Genomic DNA, 16,360 nt, shown 5'->3' on the forward strand with positions numbered 1-16,360 from the left:
TGATCGTCTTTGTCTTCGTTTAGAGAACGACCGACTTACTGAATAATTCTAGTTCAACTTATATAGATAGTATGGGACGTAAGAGAGCTTACTACACTGTAGCAGGTGAGCACAGCGCTTATATATTAAATCAAAAGGATGCTGTTGGAAGGTTAACTCAGATTAATGATTATTTTTTGAACTTTTATACAAACTACCAATACGATAAGCAACGGATTAGTAAAATCCAGATCAATGGTAATCAAGCTATTGACAGTTCAAGTTCTGCTAATGTTGTGTACAATTATTTTCCAAACGGATTAGTTCAATCTATCACATTTCCAACATTGACTGACAATACGACCTTAAAGACGGAATGTACTTATAATAAGGCTTTAAATTGGGTTGAAAGTGTGACTAATAAAAAGGGAGAGCAGATTTTATCTCAATTTCAGTACACATATGATAATAATGGTAACATTATTTCAATAACGGAAACGAAATCTGATGGAACGAAACAGATTAGCAATTATTCATATGATGCATTAAATCGGATAATTACATCAAATCGTAATGGGTTGTCTAATAAAATAATTTATACCTATGATTTAAAGGGAAACCGTAAAACTATAGAGACAAGTGATGAGATAGAAAAGGAATTTACAGATTCCAGCCATGTTTACGATCTCCAAAATGTCTTAACATCGGTGACAAAGGGAACCAGTAAAACTGATTACTACTACTATGCCGATGGTTTAAGATTCAAGAAAATAAATGGGAATAATGAGACACAATATAATTATAACTTCAATGCTGAAGTCATTTCTGAAGAAAAAAATAATGGCCAGCAAGCTAATTATGTTCGTGGAGACCGTGTACTCGTTAAGAAAGAGAAAAAAGACAACCATTACTTAAAGGACTATTATTATCTTTATAACGGTCATGGTGATGTTATACAGATTGTGGATACCAGTGGTACGATTGTTAACAGTTATTCATATGATGAATGGGGAAATATTAGTAACCAAATTGAAAGAATCTCCAATCCATTCAAATATACGGGAGAAGTATATGATGAAGAGACTGGATATTACTATTTAAGAGCAAGGTATTACGATCCTAGTGTAGGGCGCTTTTTGAATGAGGATACGCATGAGGGGCAGATTGATAATCCTCTGAGTTTGAATTTGTATACTTATGTGCATAATAATCCTTTATTCTACACAGATCCAACGGGACATGAGGCATTACCCAAAACGGTTGAGCAAATAATAAGAGACTTTAAAGTTATCACTGGTGGAGCAGCTTCTGGAGCAAAAAAAGGTTCAAGAACGGGAATAGTAGGTACAGTAATTTCAGTATTTATGAGTGCATTACTAGCAGCAACGCCTGCTGGTGAAGATCAGCAATATATTAACAAAAAAATTGCAGAAAGTTTAAATATGCCTATACTTAGTGTACAACAGGCAGAAAAATTTAGAGAAGATGGTAGTAAAAATATTGTTTTCAGGGCTCTTAGTAAATATGATGTTGGTAATTTAGTTGCTGGAAGAGGAATAGTTTCCAAGCATACTCCACCGCACAGAGAATGGTCATTACTTGAACATATACTTGATGGTAATAAGAAGTCCGAAGATGGGGAGGATATTTCTATGGGATTTGATCCTTGGATTGCAACAACTAGAGATATTCAGATAGCACTTAAACGGTTTAATAGTGGTCATGGAATAGTTGTTATTGACTTGAATAAAGTTCAATCTATAAAAAAATCTGCACAATATGAATTTATGGGTGTTTACGAACCATTTGGTGCTGAATATGCAGCAGAAATGGCAGAAAGTGATAGTGAGGTTTCAGTATATAAGTATATTCCAATAAATGCGATAGTGGGGTTGATACCATGAAAAATGAAATTCAATTAATCAATGATATTTCTATGAATGTTCATAAAATTGTAGTTTTAATGAGAAAAGAAAGGATCATACCTAAAGATCAATTATTAATTCTACTGAGTGATTTAGAAGATTATAGAATAATATCAAGAGAGCAAGAAGTTATATCAAAAAAAATAGCTTACGAATTATTTTATTTATACAACTGTGTAATTAGTCAACTGTCATTTCAAGAAAATAAGGAAACCAGTCTAGTCACTGAACTATACATGAAAATTTCTTCGGTGTTCAATAAGGGACTTTATCAATAAACTTTTCACATCTGCATTGTTCGTAAATAGTTTTGAGAACATGAATCTTGTTAAGGGTGCTTGCAGCAGAGTTGCTAATTGGATGCCTCATCCAAGGTATGTAATTGTATAAGGCAAAGGGCTCAAAATGTTTGAAGCAATTTCTTATTGAAGCCTTCGTACTGAACCACATGTGAGTATTTATTCCATGTGGTTTTTTTAATGTAAATAAAGGATTCCCTTCCTAAAAGGATTTGTTTATATCTAAATGTGACTAAAACATTACACAATCGACAAAGAACAATCTTTCTTAGCGTAGGTCAACTGCCTTATGATGGGTGAGGAAGTTAATGTGGGAGAGTGATCGATTTGAAAAACGTTAAAAAGTCCTTACGTCTACGATGCGCTAAACCGGCTAATCTCATTTAACCGCCCAGATGGCGGCCAAGCGACGTATACGTATGATGTTCGAGGCAATCGCTTAACGTTGTCCAATACGAGCACCGGAAGCCTGGACTACCGATACCAGATTCAGCTATAATCAGCAGAATACATTGGCAAGCGTCACCAAGGGCGGAATCAGTACCAGCTTCCAGTTCTATGCGGATGGAATGCGGTCCATGAAGACCAACGGCAACACTCAGACTCAGGTCAACTACAAATTTCAGGGTCAAGTCATCTCAGAAGAGAAAATTGTGAACGGTCAGTTTGTCGAGCAAGCGAATTTCGTGCGCGGTGACCGGGTATTAGTGAAGAAAGATAAAAAAGCGGCTAAGGATTATTACTACTTGTACAACGACCATGGAGACGTGGTGCAGATTGTCGATACTAGCGGAACAGTAGTGAACAACTACGCCTATGATGAGGAAACGGGACTGTATTACTGGCGGGCACGGTACTATGATCCGAGCATTAGGCGCTTTCTTAATGAGGATACGCATGAAGTGCAGATTGATAATCCTCTAAGTCTGAATCTTTATACGTATGTGCATAATAATCCGTTGATTTATAATGATCCGACCCGGACAACGTATTGATGAGTATTAGTATTGGAGCAAAGCGGACCAGAAGTTGATTGATCAGTATACGACTGAGTTTAATAAGGCTAAATCAGCAGGTAATACTGCTGCTATGCAAGCCGCACACGATAAAGCAATTGCAATAAGAGTAGCAAAGGGTGCTGAAGTTATTGCAAAAACTGACTATTCAACTGGTAAGACTGCATCCATACGCACACAAAACGAAGGAGTTCATGAGGACTATCTTTCACAAGCCCTCGCTGTTCCTGCCCTAGCTGCTGGAATATTCTACGCACCTATTATAGCTCCCACAGCCCTAGCCGTTTCGGATGTTGCAACAATGGGAACAACATTTTCAACAGGCACAGTTATAGCAGCGCAATCACTTAATGCAGGGGCCAAAATGGTCACTCTGTAGGGGAAATGGTTTGCCACTACACTTAAGGATGCAAAAGCATGGTCGAAAATGCCTGGTAATTCACGAATTGTATCTACAACTGTTAATGAAAATATTTTAAATGGAGCGTTTTCCATGCCAAATCTTGATAATATTGGTCCTGGATACTATTTTGAGCTAGAAGTTCTAAACGCTAATTTTGGAAAGGTGACATTGGTGCAATGATATGGACAACAAAGTTTTTGCTAGGATTAACTGGGTTCCAACAGAAAAAGGTGGGAAAAAGAGGTTTCCTTTAACGAAATATTCAACAGCTGCGCATTTCCAGGATGATTTGGAAGGACAGGATTGGAGCGTTGTACTGAGTATTATTTCAAATCATGATAATTATGAAACACTTTGTAGTGTGGAATTTTTGTTTCCTGAAAAAGTACCTGGAAATTTGCTTTTCGTAGGAAGCAAATTTGTACTTTATGAATTTGGAAAAGTTGCAGATGGAGAAATAATTGAATCATTATCATAAGAGAAAGACTTTGTGCCACATGGTAGAACAATAACTCCATGTGGTATTTCTCTAAAACCACCGCCCAGTGTCTAATGGAACACATGGCATATTTCCGATAATAAACGATGATCAAGAAGTAATCACATTAAAGTGTTAAATCTAAAAAATTAAGAACAAAGCCCCTTCGCTTCCTTAGCAGGAAGTGAAGGGGCTAATTTCCTTACTTGAAGCTTCTACTCGATCAATCCAGTCTTGTTCAGCAGTTCGTAAAGAGCAGCGGCCGCTGTCTCACGGGTTGCCGGAGCGGTTGGATTGAAGGCAATTGCTGATTCGCTGGCGAAGATGCCGGCTTTGGTCAGGGCTTGCAGGCTGTCCTTGGCGTAAGGGGCTACCTTAGCGCTGTCGGTGTAGGTCGTGAACGAAGGATTGGCCACAGCCTTCAGTTCCGTTCCGGTCAGCTTCAGGGCTCTGTCCAGAATGACGGCCAGCTCCTGACGGGTTACCTTCTGGGTTGGGGCAAACTTGCCATTGCCGATACCCAGAATCAGACCGGCCTTGGAAGCGGCAGCTACATCCTTGGCATACCAGTCAGATGCCTTCACATCCGAGAAGGTTACAGCAGCATCGGTGCGCAGACCCAGTGCGCGGGTCAGCAGTGCTGTGAACTCAGCGCGGGTCAGATTGCTCTGCGGCGCGAAGGTTGTTGCTGAGGTTCCTTGGATAATCAGCTTGTCGGCCAAGGTCTGAATAGCGGCAGCCGACTTGGAGTTAGCGATGTCCGTGAAGGCGGCAGCCGGTTTGCTGACTGCGGCATATACGGAGAAGCCTGGACGGCTAACGGTAACCAATGTTGTTTCATCGGCCTGTGGTGTGAAGACCGAAGCAACCGGAGTCACCAGTCCGTCTTTTTCAAACAGTACGCCAGCAGTTTTCGATTCAATCTTGCCAGGTACAGTGAAGGAACGCTTGATGAACACGTTGGTTGGAACGTTCAAGTATGTGCTGCCCGTTGCTGTAGTCCAAGAAGCTTCATAGGATACCGGGGTTCCAATCACCTTGGCACCCGGAGTACCTGCAATCAGCTTGCTTGCTGCATCCGGCTCTTGCTTGATTACAAGCTTGAGGCTCTGGCCCGCAGGAGAAGCGGCCAGCAGGGATATCGGCAAGGATACAGCTGATCCGGCGATATTCACAATAACGGTGCTGCCTGCTTGAGCACCCGCCAGCAATTTGAGCTGCTCAGCCGTCAGGCTCAGCTCAGCCGACTTGTCGGCGATACTGCCCAGAGAGATCACAATGGCTGTCTTGGCCTTAGCGGCTTTGTCCAGAGCAGCCTTCAGATCGCTGTCACTGACTGTTACAGTGGTTACTCCATCCTTCGAGGCGGTTAGAGGTGTTACAGATACCTGTTGAACGCCATCTTCCACAAGAGATTTAACCGCGGCAGGTACTGTCACTGGAGTCGGCGTTACTACTGTACCGCCACCGCCGCCGCCGCCGCTTCCGCCACTACCATTGTCAGAAGCAGTGATAAAGCGGAATGAAGTATAGGCGCTGTAGTATTCATCTTTGTAATAGTCGATCTTAATTGGTGTCTTCGTATTATCTTTGGCTTTAATGCCGAGAATCTCAAGCTTGTAGACCCCATCGGTCAGGCTGGCTACTGCGGGGTTGCCGCTGGCATCCAGAATTGGATCACCGTTGTGGTCATACGGATGGTAAGTAGATGATATAACCGTGCTGTAATTCCCAGGCTCGAAGAACTTATCCGGTGCTCCGGTTGTGGATACCTGGAAGGAACCTTTCTTGATATCATCAAGGCCAACCAGATTCACTTCATAGTAGTTAATATCTTTGGCTTTCAGTTTGTAGTTCAGAACGGCACCTGAATTGGTGTAGACAATTGGCTGGCTCAGCGTTGCCTCTTGAATGCCTGTACCCCAGCTAGGCTGTTCTGTAGTCTTATCTACACTAATTGCGAATGGCAAGTGCAGAGTAGGCTGCCCGTCTGCTTTCAGTACAACATTGCCTTGCAGCGACTGCGGCTCAGTATCACCTGCAACGTTAACCTTCAGGTTGAAGGTGGAAGCACCTTTCGCAGCAGCAGTTACCGATGATTTGTCTAGTGTCACAGATACTTGATCTGGATCCCCAGAGTTCAACTCCACCGAAGCAGAATAGGTGAGAGTGCTATCGCTCATATTCTTCAATTGCAGCACTTGGCTAGCTTCAGAACCGGGAAGCAGGGTGCCAAAGCTTGTAGACGGATTGTAGTTAATCACATTCTGCGGGACAAAGTTCTTGTCCAGAATAGTGATCGGCTCTATCGATTGCAATAGCGCTGGAGTAATGATCGCATTCTCTACATTAGCGCGTCCAGGGCCTTGAAGATATAAATCTTCAGGAGCACCCTGGTAGAACACAGGATCTGCCGTGTTCGCCAGGGCGGCACGAATGTCTAAAGGTGTATAGGTTGGATGTGCCTCTTTGATCAGCAGTGCCAAGCCTGCTACATGCGGTGTTGCCATACTTGTACCGCTGCTGCGAGCATAGGCCTTGGAATAATCCGTTTCGGGATGGTCTTTGCCATAAGCAGGGTAGGTAGAGAGCACTCCATAGCCAGGAGCAACGATATCCGGCTTGATGCTAAGTTTGCCGTCGAAGTTTGGACCCGCTGAGGAGAAATAGGTAACTTCATCGCCTAGTGTCATTTCTACCGGGTAATCAGAGCCAAATGTAAATGTTGCAGTTTTATCCGCAGTGGCATCGATGGCTCGTGCCAATTGACGTCCGAACATACCTTGAATATCTAATGTTGGGACATTCTGATATCCATCACCGAAATTCGATCCGATAAAACCATCCCGGTCTTTGATGCTATCACTAAGGTCTGGAACAATCTTGCCATCAATCTCTTTTGCATTACCATTGAATATGGCTAGTGCTTTTACATTACGGGCTTTGGCATTGGCGATCTTAACATCAAAAGTCAGATCACCACGCGACACCAGAACAATGGTATCACTAAGATCGCCTTCAGGGTAATCCTCAGGTTTTCCTAGTTTAGCATAGGCGACCTTAACAGGTCCTGTGCCAAAAATAGAAGCGAAGTCAGATTTGCCTAACTCATAGGCCATAACGTGGAACGGTTGATAAGTGTCATAAGTCACTGAAGTGACTGAGTTCGGGATTTCTGCCCGGAATTCACCTGAGAAGGCTTTGATAGGGCTGTCAACGGCACCTACCGAGATTCCGAGTTGGGAGGCAGCAGGGGAACCCATAGAGAAATAACCTGCTTCTCCATTATTCCCATTGGCAATTACAGCAGTTACTCCAGAGAGTACGGCGTTGTTTATCGCAATGACATCCGGAGAATTGACATCCTTCTCGGAATCGGAGCCGAGCGACAAGTTGATAACATCCATGCCGTCCTTCACCGCGTGTTCGATACCATCAATAACTTGAGCAGATGAACCGGAGGCTCTGCTTGGATTCTCAAGATTACGTCCCAATACTTTGTAGACGTACAGCTTGGCTCCAGGCGCTACACCCTTTTGGGCCACGTCTCCCTTAGCTGCGTATTGTCCAATAATGGTGCCGGATACGTGTGTACCATGGGAGGTCCCTTCATATCCTACACCGTAAGGATCTTTCTCCGGAGTCAACGGCACTTCTTCATAAGGATCATTATCCTGATAGAAGGAGTCATAACCGCCTTTATAGGCATCAGCAATATCAGGATGCGTATAGTCAACACCGGTGTCGATTACGCCGACCTTCAGTCCCTTACCGGTAAGGCCATGATCGGCAGCCCAGTTCGCACGGATCTGTTTTAGGGGAGCATTATCGTTTCTGTACGTTGCTTCGGTCACTGTCTCATCAGGAAGCGCGTACCAGGTGCTGTTCGGATAGATGGAAGTAACGCCGGGGATCTTGGCCAGATCAGGAATCTTGTCTGCCGGAACCGTGACCTCGAAGCCGTTCAATACCGTGTCGTATTTGTAATTGACGGACAGGTCAATGCCCTTCGCTTCGGCCTGGTCCAGCACATCAGTCTGCTGGCTCTTCACCGCTGCTTCAGTCGCTGTTCTGGCGAGTGCACTGATCCCTTGTCTGGCCGCATATTTGCCGACCGCTGCAGGCTGGCTGCTCAGCTGGACGATAACCCGGACCTGATTCGAGGATTTGGTATTGATCTGAGGAGAAATGTAAGGCTGATTGGCTTGAATTAAGGTTGGCAGCTGTTTGCCTGCCACAGGTGTCTTCAAGCTGCTGGCGGCGGAGGCCGCGCCCGGAATCATACTTGCAGCTACACCTAAGGATAAAGTTAGTAATGATAGCTTACGAGGTAATTTTGACCACTCCAAATGTAATCCCCTCCACAATATGATGTTGGTTCTGGCTCACATCTCTCCTGCTTCACGGGCAGTCAGCGGATTCTCCTTTTCTATTAATCCGGTTTATTTCCGTCAAGATTACTAGGAAAAATATTAAGAAGATTTTACCACTGGTTATTTGTAAAATCCACACAAAATTTTAGAAGGTTTCGGGGAAATTCTTGGTTTCAATGGAATGTTATATGACGCAATAATACTAGAGAATCAATGGTGTAGAGAATAAAAGACAAAAAAATACAAAATGACAGATGATAAAACAAAATTCGTCATATATTTCGTTATATATTATGACATGAAATTTAATCGAAAACAGAAAGATAGTTTACAAATTCCGCTCCTGATTTCCTCCATTTAAAGGGATTGATATGTAAGAAATGTATAAAATCCAGCTCTGAAATCCAAAATAGCCAAGAAAGCCAGTGTGTAATGCAAACGAGGCAGAAAGCGGGGAAATCCGATGTCTGAACAAAGCATTTTGGCCTATTTCAAAACCCCCGAGGAAGCAGAAGGTGTATCGCGCAAGCTGCAGGCGCTGCGTGCAGAGGAAATCACGATCAGCCGGTTCAGCCGGTTCGGCGGGGGCGGGCAGCAGGCGGGCGTGAATCCGGTCACCGGCAATTTGGCCAGTATGGATTCCATGACGGCCGTAAGTGACCATACAGGTATTCTGTCCGCCGCGCATACGAGCGGCAGCGGAATGAGCCACGGCGGGGATGGCGGACCGACCGGCAGGGATATTCTGCTGACAGTCATTGTGGATTCGGCGGTTCACGGACAGGCGCTGGCACTTATTGAAGAAGCCGGCGGAATGATCTAAACGTCTGGTTAAATACAAGGAAAGGCAGTGACAGGCATGGACAGAGAGAACTCGAAGATTTTCTCCAAAACCGAAAAAATGAAAATGCTCTATGAAGCAAAGCTGGAGGATGTTGAATTCTCGGCTGCTGAAGCGGATCAGGATGATCTTGAGGCGATGGACCGTTCACGGGAGGCGGACAAACGGCAGCTCGATGAAATCATGAAGAAGGAGTAGCGCCCCCTGTCAGAAGCAGGAAGAGATTGGCAGGGAAAAAGGTTGGCGATGCCCCGCGCGAGCGGGGTGTTTTTGTGCATTGGCGTGTATAATAGAGGAATACAAAAATCGAGATTCATAGGGAGCAGTCAACATGGAGAATCCAGCAGGCCAAGTAGTAGTTACAGATGCACTGGTTGTCAAAGCTTTGGAGAAAAACCTCGCCCTGATCCGCTTCGATCTTGACCGGCGTGTTGCTTATGTCAATGAGATCTTCGCGAGCTCTATGAAATACAACGTGGAGGAAATGTACGGTATGGAGCACCGGCAGTTGTGCCTTCCTGCATTCGTGAACAGCCCGGACTATGAGATCTTCTGGCAGAATCTCTTCGCCGGACAGAGCTTTCAGGATAAAATTGAACGGATGGACGCCGAGGGGAACTCGGTCTGGCTGGAAGCTACATATATGCCGGTTTTCGATGAGACTAATAGCCATGTCATTGGCGTGTCCAAGGTCGCAACCAATATTACAGCCAGACAGAACAATATGACCCACGTCGTTGAGCTGCTGCAAGGAATGGCCTACAGTCTTAATCAGCGTTCGGACAAAGGCATAGATCGGAGCCAGGAGCTGCTGCAGAGCATTGATAGAATAGCAGAGGTATCGAGCGAAAATACCGAAACGCTGCAGAGCCTGCAAAAGCAGGCGGCCGCGATCCGCGGTGTGGTGCAGACGATCCGTGATATTGCCTCCCAGACCCACCTGCTGGCTCTGAATGCAGCAATTGAGGCGGCTCATGCCGGAGAATTCGGCCGTGGCTTCGACGTTGTCGCCAAGGAGGTCAGGAAGCTGTCGGCGATGGTGCAGGATCAGATTATCGAGGTTCGGGATAGTGTTCAGGCTATTACTGAAGAAGTAGGGAGAATATCGAACGGCCTGAATCTGGTGCAGGAGAATGTCGAGATAAGCCAGCAGCAGATCCAGGTTGCCCTGGATGAATTCACGCGGATTGCCAGCTCTGCACAGGAGCTGGACAGCCAGGCGCGCGAAGTTATGAATATGATCTGAAGGCTCGCTGCCGGGGAATGATCCTGATCATACAATAATTATGCTATGTAAGCAGCATGTAGCCGTTAGATCCGGCAGACGTGCTGCTTTTTTTGGAATCGCACAGGATGCTTAGGCTATAAATGAACCTTTTGCCGCCCGGGATTGTTATAAGCATTAGATTCTACAAGAAAGGAGGGCGATCCAGTGGACAACAGGGAATTGTTCCAGACCTACAGCAAGGAGGTATACCGTACCTGCTATTATATGGTGCACGATGCTGCCGATGCCGAGGACCTGTGCCAGGAGGTGTTTATCACTCTTTTCCGCAGCGAATGGCAGAGCATTGAATACCTGAAGGCCTGGATTATGAAAATTACCGTCAACACCTGCCTGAACCATCTGAAGCGCCGGAGCAGCCTGCAGCAGAAGCTGGCAGACCACCTTCATATGTTCAGGGAGAGTCCGCAGCCGCCGGTTGACAAGCTGGTGGAGCAGAAGGAGACGAAGCTGGAGTGGGCGGGATATATGTCCCGTCTGCCAATAAAGCTCAGAGCGGTACTGACTCTGCGGTACATGCATGATTTCAGTCTGGAGGAGATCCGCCGGATGCTGGACATCCCGCTGGGAACCGTCAAATCGAGGCAGCACAAAGGGCTGCGCATGATGAAGAAGATTCTGGAAGAAGAGGGTATTGAGCCGATCACGAGGGAGGATGAAGAATATGGACAGAACCGAAGCGCAGTTAAAGCGTCGCTTAAATGAGGATCAGGAGCTGATCTATCCGGATTTTGAGCAGATGTGGGGCAGGATTGAGCAGGCGGGATATGCTTCATCCAAGAGCAGCAGCCGTGCCGGAGCAGGGAGTGCGGTCCGCCACCGCAATTGGCGCAAGGTCACAGTGATTGCCTCATTCAGCGTAGTCCTGATGGCGGTTCCCGTATATGCTGCTGTGCAAGTTGATTGGGGCAGCCTGCTTAATGACCGTAGCGGGGTAGAGGCGGCGCTGTCGCAGAACCTGGGCCAGCCGCTGGGCCAGACGATTACCAAGGATGGGGTAACGCTGACACTGCATACGGCGCTCTCTGATGAGAACCGTACAGTGATTCTCTACAGCCTGGATGTCGGGGGAGACAAGGGCAACGCCATGTGGAATGTAAATGGAATGTCCCTTAAGGATGCCAATGGCAACGGCAATGACATGGAATCCAACTACCAGCAGTGGGACGAGACAAACAAGCGGTACAACGGTTATTTCGAGACAGACTGGAGTCCGGACCAGGATACGGTCAAAGTAAGCCTGACTGCAAAAGGGATTCAGTCCTACTCCCAGCAGGAGGTAGACTTGAAGCTGGATACGGAATCACCGGAGCGGCAGAGCTTCCCGGTCAACCGGGATGGACTGGAGTCCTTCAGTGTTCAACCCTTTAAGCAAGGGAATGAGCGTCTGATGCTGTCCACGGATACTATTTTTTCCGATCCTGAAGCGAGAAAGCTGGCATTCCCGCAAATTATAGCTTACCGGGGCGGACAGCAAGTCAAGAACTCTCAGGCAGGCGTAATGGGCAAGCCGGGAGATCACGGAGAATATACTTCCCTTGAGTACTTCAAGCCTGCTGATGTACCGAAGGACGAAACCACGTATAAACTCAGTTACACCAAGCTTGAACGCAATATTGATGGTCCCTGGACGTTCGACTTCGAGCTGAGCAAGAAGCAAATGGCTGGTGCTACGATGAAGACCGCTCTGAATCTGCCGCTGGAGGCAGGAGACTCGTTGAACACGATTGAGCAGATGGTGGTAACGCCGACACAGATTCGTGTGACTGCCCGGAGCCAAGATAAGTTTCCTCAATTGCCGTATGTTAAATATGCACTTGAGGTGAACGGCCAGAAGCTGGAAGGCGGATTATGGTATACGGGATCTAAGGACCCTAAGCAGGTCACACTGCGTTTTGAGCGGCCGGCGGATCTTGAGATTACCAGAGACACACCAATAACGCTTGTGGGAAAATATAAAGTAACCTTGCATGAGGATGACAAGGCGCCGCTTGAATTAAAGAACATCTCCAGCGAGAAGCAGACGCTAATCCGGCAGACCGGCGGTTACCCTGTGCAATGGACCTATTATATGCAGGGGGCAGACCTCTATGTGGAGACAAAGAGTGATGATCCGAATTTTGGCGGCGTGAATCAGACCTACATCGGTAAGGGCAAAGACCGGCTCATCGGCAGCATTGTAACCACAAATTTCAGAGGTGAAGGAAAAAACCACAGTATCGATAAGTACAAGGATTTCAAAGGCACAGAAGCTTCGATATACATGTTCTTTTACTCCACCAATGAGCCGGACAAAGAGACGCGGGTACAGCTGCAAGGCCAATAGTGACATTATTTTAACGGGAAGAACCTTGTGTTCTTCTCTTTTTTTCGTATACAGTTAGAAGATACGGCTATAGAAATGATGAAGGAACATAAGGCAGAGGAGAGAGACATGGTGGAACTAAAGCGCTGCGATTGGGTGAACTCGGACCCGGTATACATAGCTTATCATGATGAAGAATGGGGCAAACCGCTGACTGATGACTTGAAGCTGTTCGAGCTGCTGATGCTGGAGGGGATGCAGGCAGGGCTAAGCTGGTATACGGTGCTGAAGAAGCGGGAGGGCTTCCGTGAGGCCTTTGACGGCTTCGATCCGGAGAAGATAGTGCTGTACGGGGAGGACAAGGTCGAAGAGCTGATGCAAAATGAGGGAATTGTCCGCAACCGCCTGAAGATTAATGGAGTCATTACCAATGCACAGGTGTACCGGCAGATCTGCCGCGAGGAAGAGGGAGGCTTCTCCGGTTATCTGTGGAGCTTCATCGGCGGAAAGCCGGTTGTCAACCAGTGGAAGAACAGGGCGGAGGTCCCTGCAACCACTCCTGAGTCCGATCAGATGAGCAAGGCGCTGAAGCGCAAAGGGATGAAGTTCGTCGGCTCAACGATCTGCTATGCGTTTATGCAGGCCTCCGGGATGGTGGATGACCATGCGCTGGATTGTTTTTGCCGGACCAGTGGGGCTGTGCAGGAGAGCTGAACCGGAGTTTGGCGCTGCATGGGGTAGAAATGCTATACTATCCTAGATATGCTTCATATTTGTTGTTAACACCTTTAGGAGGATCTATTAATATGTTATGGCACGAACTGACGGTACATACAACCGAGGAAGCGCAGGAGATGATCTCCAATCTGCTGTATGAGGCAGGAGCGGGCGGAGTATCTATTGAAGAATCGGGTACGCTGAATAAAATACGGGACACCCGTTATGGTGAGTTATACGATGAGCCGCTCAATGACATCCCCGAGGGCGAGGCGGTCATCAAAGGTTATTATGCTGAATCTGAAAATATGGAGGAGATTGCGGCAGCGCTGGCGCCCAGGCTTGCGGAGCTGAAGGATTTCGGCATCGATCCCGGCAAAGCGCAGATCTCCTGGCAGACGGTGGATGAAGAGGACTGGGCCCATGCCTGGAAGCAATACTTCAAGCCGCTGCGGGTCTCGAACCGGCTGACTATTAAGCCCGTTTGGGAAGAGTACACCCCTGTCTCTGCGGAGGAAAAGATTATTGAGATCGATCCCGGCATGGCCTTCGGAACGGGTACGCACCCTACAACGGCGCTGTGCCTGCGTGCATTAGAGAAGCATGTCGCCCCTGGCGATGAAGTGATTGATGTCGGCACAGGCTCCGGTATCCTGGCGGTGGGTGCAGTGCTGCTGGGGGCGAAGTCAGTACTGGCACTGGATCTGGACCCGGTGGCCGTGGTCAGTGCCCGCCAGAATGTGACCCTGAACCGGCAGGAAGACGCGGTGACCGTGAAGGAGAGCGACCTGCTCTCCCTGCTGGGGGGCGAGGGAGCGGCGGATACCGCAGCCGGAGAGATGTGGCCTTCGGCGAGGTCCGGCCAGCCTGCGGAACCGGCTGACGGACCATCGGCTGACGGACTGGGCGTTACTCTGCCGGTGCGGATCGTCGTAGCGAACATTCTGGCCGAGATTATTGTACTGTTCACGGATGATGTCTACCGTGCGCTTCAGCCGGAGGGGCTGTATATCACCTCCGGGATTTATAAGGACAAGGAAGAGCTTGTGGCAAAGGCGCTTGAAGCTTCCGGTTTCGAAATCTTAGAAATAACCCGTGAAGAAGACTGGGTGGCGTTTACAGCCGGAAAGAGGTAGAGATGGGTTCCCTGGATCAAATTTTAGTATATCCCTTGCAGCAGCTTCCCTTTTTCCTGATTACGATTGTTATTGCGTTTACAGTACATGAATTTGCCCACGCTTATTTCGCCAATAAGTTCGGTGATCCCACTGCGCGCCTGCTGGGCCGCATGACCCTGAATCCGGCGGTGCATTTCGATCTCTTCGGCATTATTCTGCTGCTGATTGCCGGCTTCGGCTGGGCGCGTCCGGTTCCGGTGAACCGCGACAACTTCAGCCGTCCCCGTCTGATGGGTGTAATTGTATCGGCGGCCGGCCCGGTCAGCAATCTGCTGCTCGGTATTCTGGGGGCGCTGATTTATGCGATCCTGCTGGGCACCGGCACGATGGATTCGATTAAGAATGAGCAGCTCCTCCGGGCGCTGATCTGGTTCTTCGGCATGTTCATTCACTTCAACTTCTTCCTCTTCGTATTCAATCTGATCCCTCTGCCGCCGCTGGACGGCTACCGGATCGTAGAGGATATCGCGCCGCGTCCGATCCGGGGCAGACTGCAGCAATATGAGCAGTGGACCGTGTTTCTGTTCCTGCTGATTATCTTCATTCCAGGCTTGCGCGCTTATACGATTGAACCGCTTAGCATCTGGGCGACCCAGACAGGCAATGATTTCATCCGGCTCTTCCTGAGAATGTTCGGGGTCTAAAGGGACTTGGGACTGGTCAGTGCAGGACAAACGTTGTAGAATGTAATGAGGTTATTAATAGGATGAATCAAGTGTGAAGCGGCGGCCGGAACCTGAGTTTGACGGGAACGGCGCCGCTTTTACGCTGAATAACGGATTAGGATGATGAAGAGATGCAGCGTTATTTCGTAGCTCCGGCACAGTTCGGGGCAGAGAAGGTTACCATAGAAGGCGAAGATGCCCGCCACATTGCCAGAGTGATGCGCGGCAAGGCCGGCGACAAGCTGATCGTCAGCGACGGGGTATCCCGCGAAGCGCTGGCCGAGATTGCTGAGATTGAGACCGGTCTTGTGACCGTGAGCATACTGGAGCTTCTGCCCATGACCCATGAGGCACGCATCCGGGTGACGGTGGCGCAGAGTCTGCCCAAGGGGGACAAGCTGGAGACCGTTATCCAGAAATGCACCGAGATCGGGGCAGCAGCCTTCATACCGTTCCTCTCCGAACGGACCATCGTGCAGTACGATGAGCGCAAGGAGGGCAAGCGTGTAGAGCGCTGGCGCAAAATCTGCAAGGAGGCTGCCGAGCAGGCCCACCGGAACATCGTACCGGAGGTGCACACGCCGCTGAGCTGGAAGCAGCTGCTTCAGAGCTTCAGCGGGTATGATGCGGTCTACTTCTGCTATGAGAAGGAAGAGGGCTTGCAGCTCCGGAGCGCAGCCGCGCCGTGGCTGGCATCGCTTCCGCAGGAGGCCGCCGCCAAGGTACTGATCGTTGTCGGACCGGAAGGCGGCTTCAGCCCGGAGGAATGCCGGCTGGCTGAGGAAGCCGGAGCAGTCTCTGTCGGGCTGGGACCGCGGATTCTGCGCTGTGAAACTGCAGGTATGGTCGCCGCCGCCTGCATCCTATATGAATCCGGAGAAATGGGGGGAGCTTGA

At 48.1% G+C, this 16,360-nt stretch carries 15 protein-coding genes; 14 read left to right on the top strand and 1 reads right to left on the bottom strand.

Annotated features, from left to right (window positions below; genetic code table 11):
• Positions 1-71 precede the first annotated feature (71 nt).
• The 5 genes from K1558_RS24385 to K1558_RS24410 all read left to right on the top strand — a co-directional run bounded on the left by K1558_RS24385 (position 72) and on the right by K1558_RS24410 (position 4,100).
• Positions 72-1,883 carry an RHS repeat domain-containing protein gene (locus tag K1558_RS24385; RefSeq protein WP_238654562.1) on the top strand — a complete coding sequence of 604 codons (1,812 nt, stop codon included), beginning with the start codon at positions 72-74 and terminating at the stop codon, positions 1,881-1,883.
• Complete coding sequence (locus K1558_RS24390; RefSeq protein ID WP_238654563.1) at positions 1,880-2,182, top strand: hypothetical protein; 303 nt, start codon at positions 1,880-1,882, stop codon at positions 2,180-2,182. The genes K1558_RS24385 and K1558_RS24390 overlap by 4 nt, the downstream gene beginning before the upstream one ends.
• 533 nt (positions 2,183-2,715) lie before the next feature.
• Positions 2,716-3,198, top strand: a complete 483-nt coding sequence (locus K1558_RS24400) for an RHS repeat-associated core domain-containing protein (protein WP_238654564.1) — start codon at positions 2,716-2,718, stop codon at positions 3,196-3,198.
• 34 nt (positions 3,199-3,232) lie between these two features.
• Entirely contained in the window at positions 3,233-3,598 is a 366-nt protein-coding gene (locus K1558_RS24405; protein ID WP_238654565.1) for a hypothetical protein, read from the top strand.
• 205 nt (positions 3,599-3,803) lie between these two features.
• On the top strand, positions 3,804-4,100 hold the full coding sequence (locus tag K1558_RS24410) for a hypothetical protein (RefSeq protein WP_238654566.1): 297 nt from the start codon (positions 3,804-3,806) through the stop codon (positions 4,098-4,100).
• A 215-nt stretch (positions 4,101-4,315) separates the two neighbouring features.
• Here the strand turns inward: K1558_RS24410 and K1558_RS32895 are convergent, their stop codons facing one another.
• On the bottom strand, positions 4,316-8,383 hold the full coding sequence (locus K1558_RS32895; protein ID WP_274528809.1) for a S8 family serine peptidase: 4,068 nt from the start codon (positions 8,381-8,383) through the stop codon (positions 4,316-4,318).
• Positions 8,384-8,936: 553 nt separating this feature from the next.
• Here K1558_RS32895 and K1558_RS24430 point away from each other — a divergent pair.
• The 9 genes from K1558_RS24430 (at position 8,937) to K1558_RS24470 (ending at position 16,360) form a co-directional block, all read left to right on the top strand.
• Complete coding sequence (locus tag K1558_RS24430) at positions 8,937-9,296, top strand: hypothetical protein (protein WP_238654567.1); 360 nt, start codon at positions 8,937-8,939, stop codon at positions 9,294-9,296.
• 36 nt (positions 9,297-9,332) lie between these two features.
• On the top strand, positions 9,333-9,512 hold the full coding sequence (locus tag K1558_RS24435; RefSeq protein WP_238654568.1) for a YfhD family protein: 180 nt from the start codon (positions 9,333-9,335) through the stop codon (positions 9,510-9,512).
• 133 nt (positions 9,513-9,645) lie between these two features.
• The gene (locus tag K1558_RS24440) at positions 9,646-10,560 is read left to right on the top strand and encodes a methyl-accepting chemotaxis protein (protein WP_238654569.1); all 915 of its coding nucleotides are present in this window, start codon (positions 9,646-9,648) and stop codon (positions 10,558-10,560) included.
• 186 nt (positions 10,561-10,746) lie between these two features.
• Positions 10,747-11,304 (top strand): RNA polymerase sigma factor, encoded by a 558-nt coding sequence (locus K1558_RS24445; RefSeq protein WP_338019729.1) that lies wholly within the window; start codon positions 10,747-10,749, stop codon positions 11,302-11,304.
• On the top strand, positions 11,264-12,925 hold the full coding sequence (locus K1558_RS24450; RefSeq protein WP_238654570.1) for a DUF4179 domain-containing protein: 1,662 nt from the start codon (positions 11,264-11,266) through the stop codon (positions 12,923-12,925). The genes K1558_RS24445 and K1558_RS24450 overlap by 41 nt, the downstream gene beginning before the upstream one ends.
• Before the next feature lie 108 nt (positions 12,926-13,033).
• A complete protein-coding gene (locus tag K1558_RS24455) occupies positions 13,034-13,618 on the top strand; it encodes a DNA-3-methyladenine glycosylase I (RefSeq protein ID WP_238654571.1) in 585 nt (194 codons plus the stop codon).
• Between the two features lie 92 nt (positions 13,619-13,710).
• On the top strand, positions 13,711-14,757 hold the full coding sequence (gene prmA / locus K1558_RS24460) for a 50S ribosomal protein L11 methyltransferase (RefSeq protein WP_238654572.1): 1,047 nt from the start codon (positions 13,711-13,713) through the stop codon (positions 14,755-14,757).
• A 2-nt stretch (positions 14,758-14,759) separates the two neighbouring features.
• Entirely contained in the window at positions 14,760-15,443 is a 684-nt protein-coding gene (locus K1558_RS24465; RefSeq protein ID WP_238654573.1) for a site-2 protease family protein, read from the top strand.
• 152 nt (positions 15,444-15,595) lie between these two features.
• Entirely contained in the window at positions 15,596-16,360 is a 765-nt protein-coding gene (locus K1558_RS24470) for an RsmE family RNA methyltransferase (protein WP_238654574.1), read from the top strand.

Source organism: Paenibacillus piscarius (genome assembly GCF_022234545.1).
Taxonomy (GTDB): domain Bacteria; phylum Bacillota; class Bacilli; order Paenibacillales; family Paenibacillaceae; genus Paenibacillus_AQ; species Paenibacillus_AQ piscarius.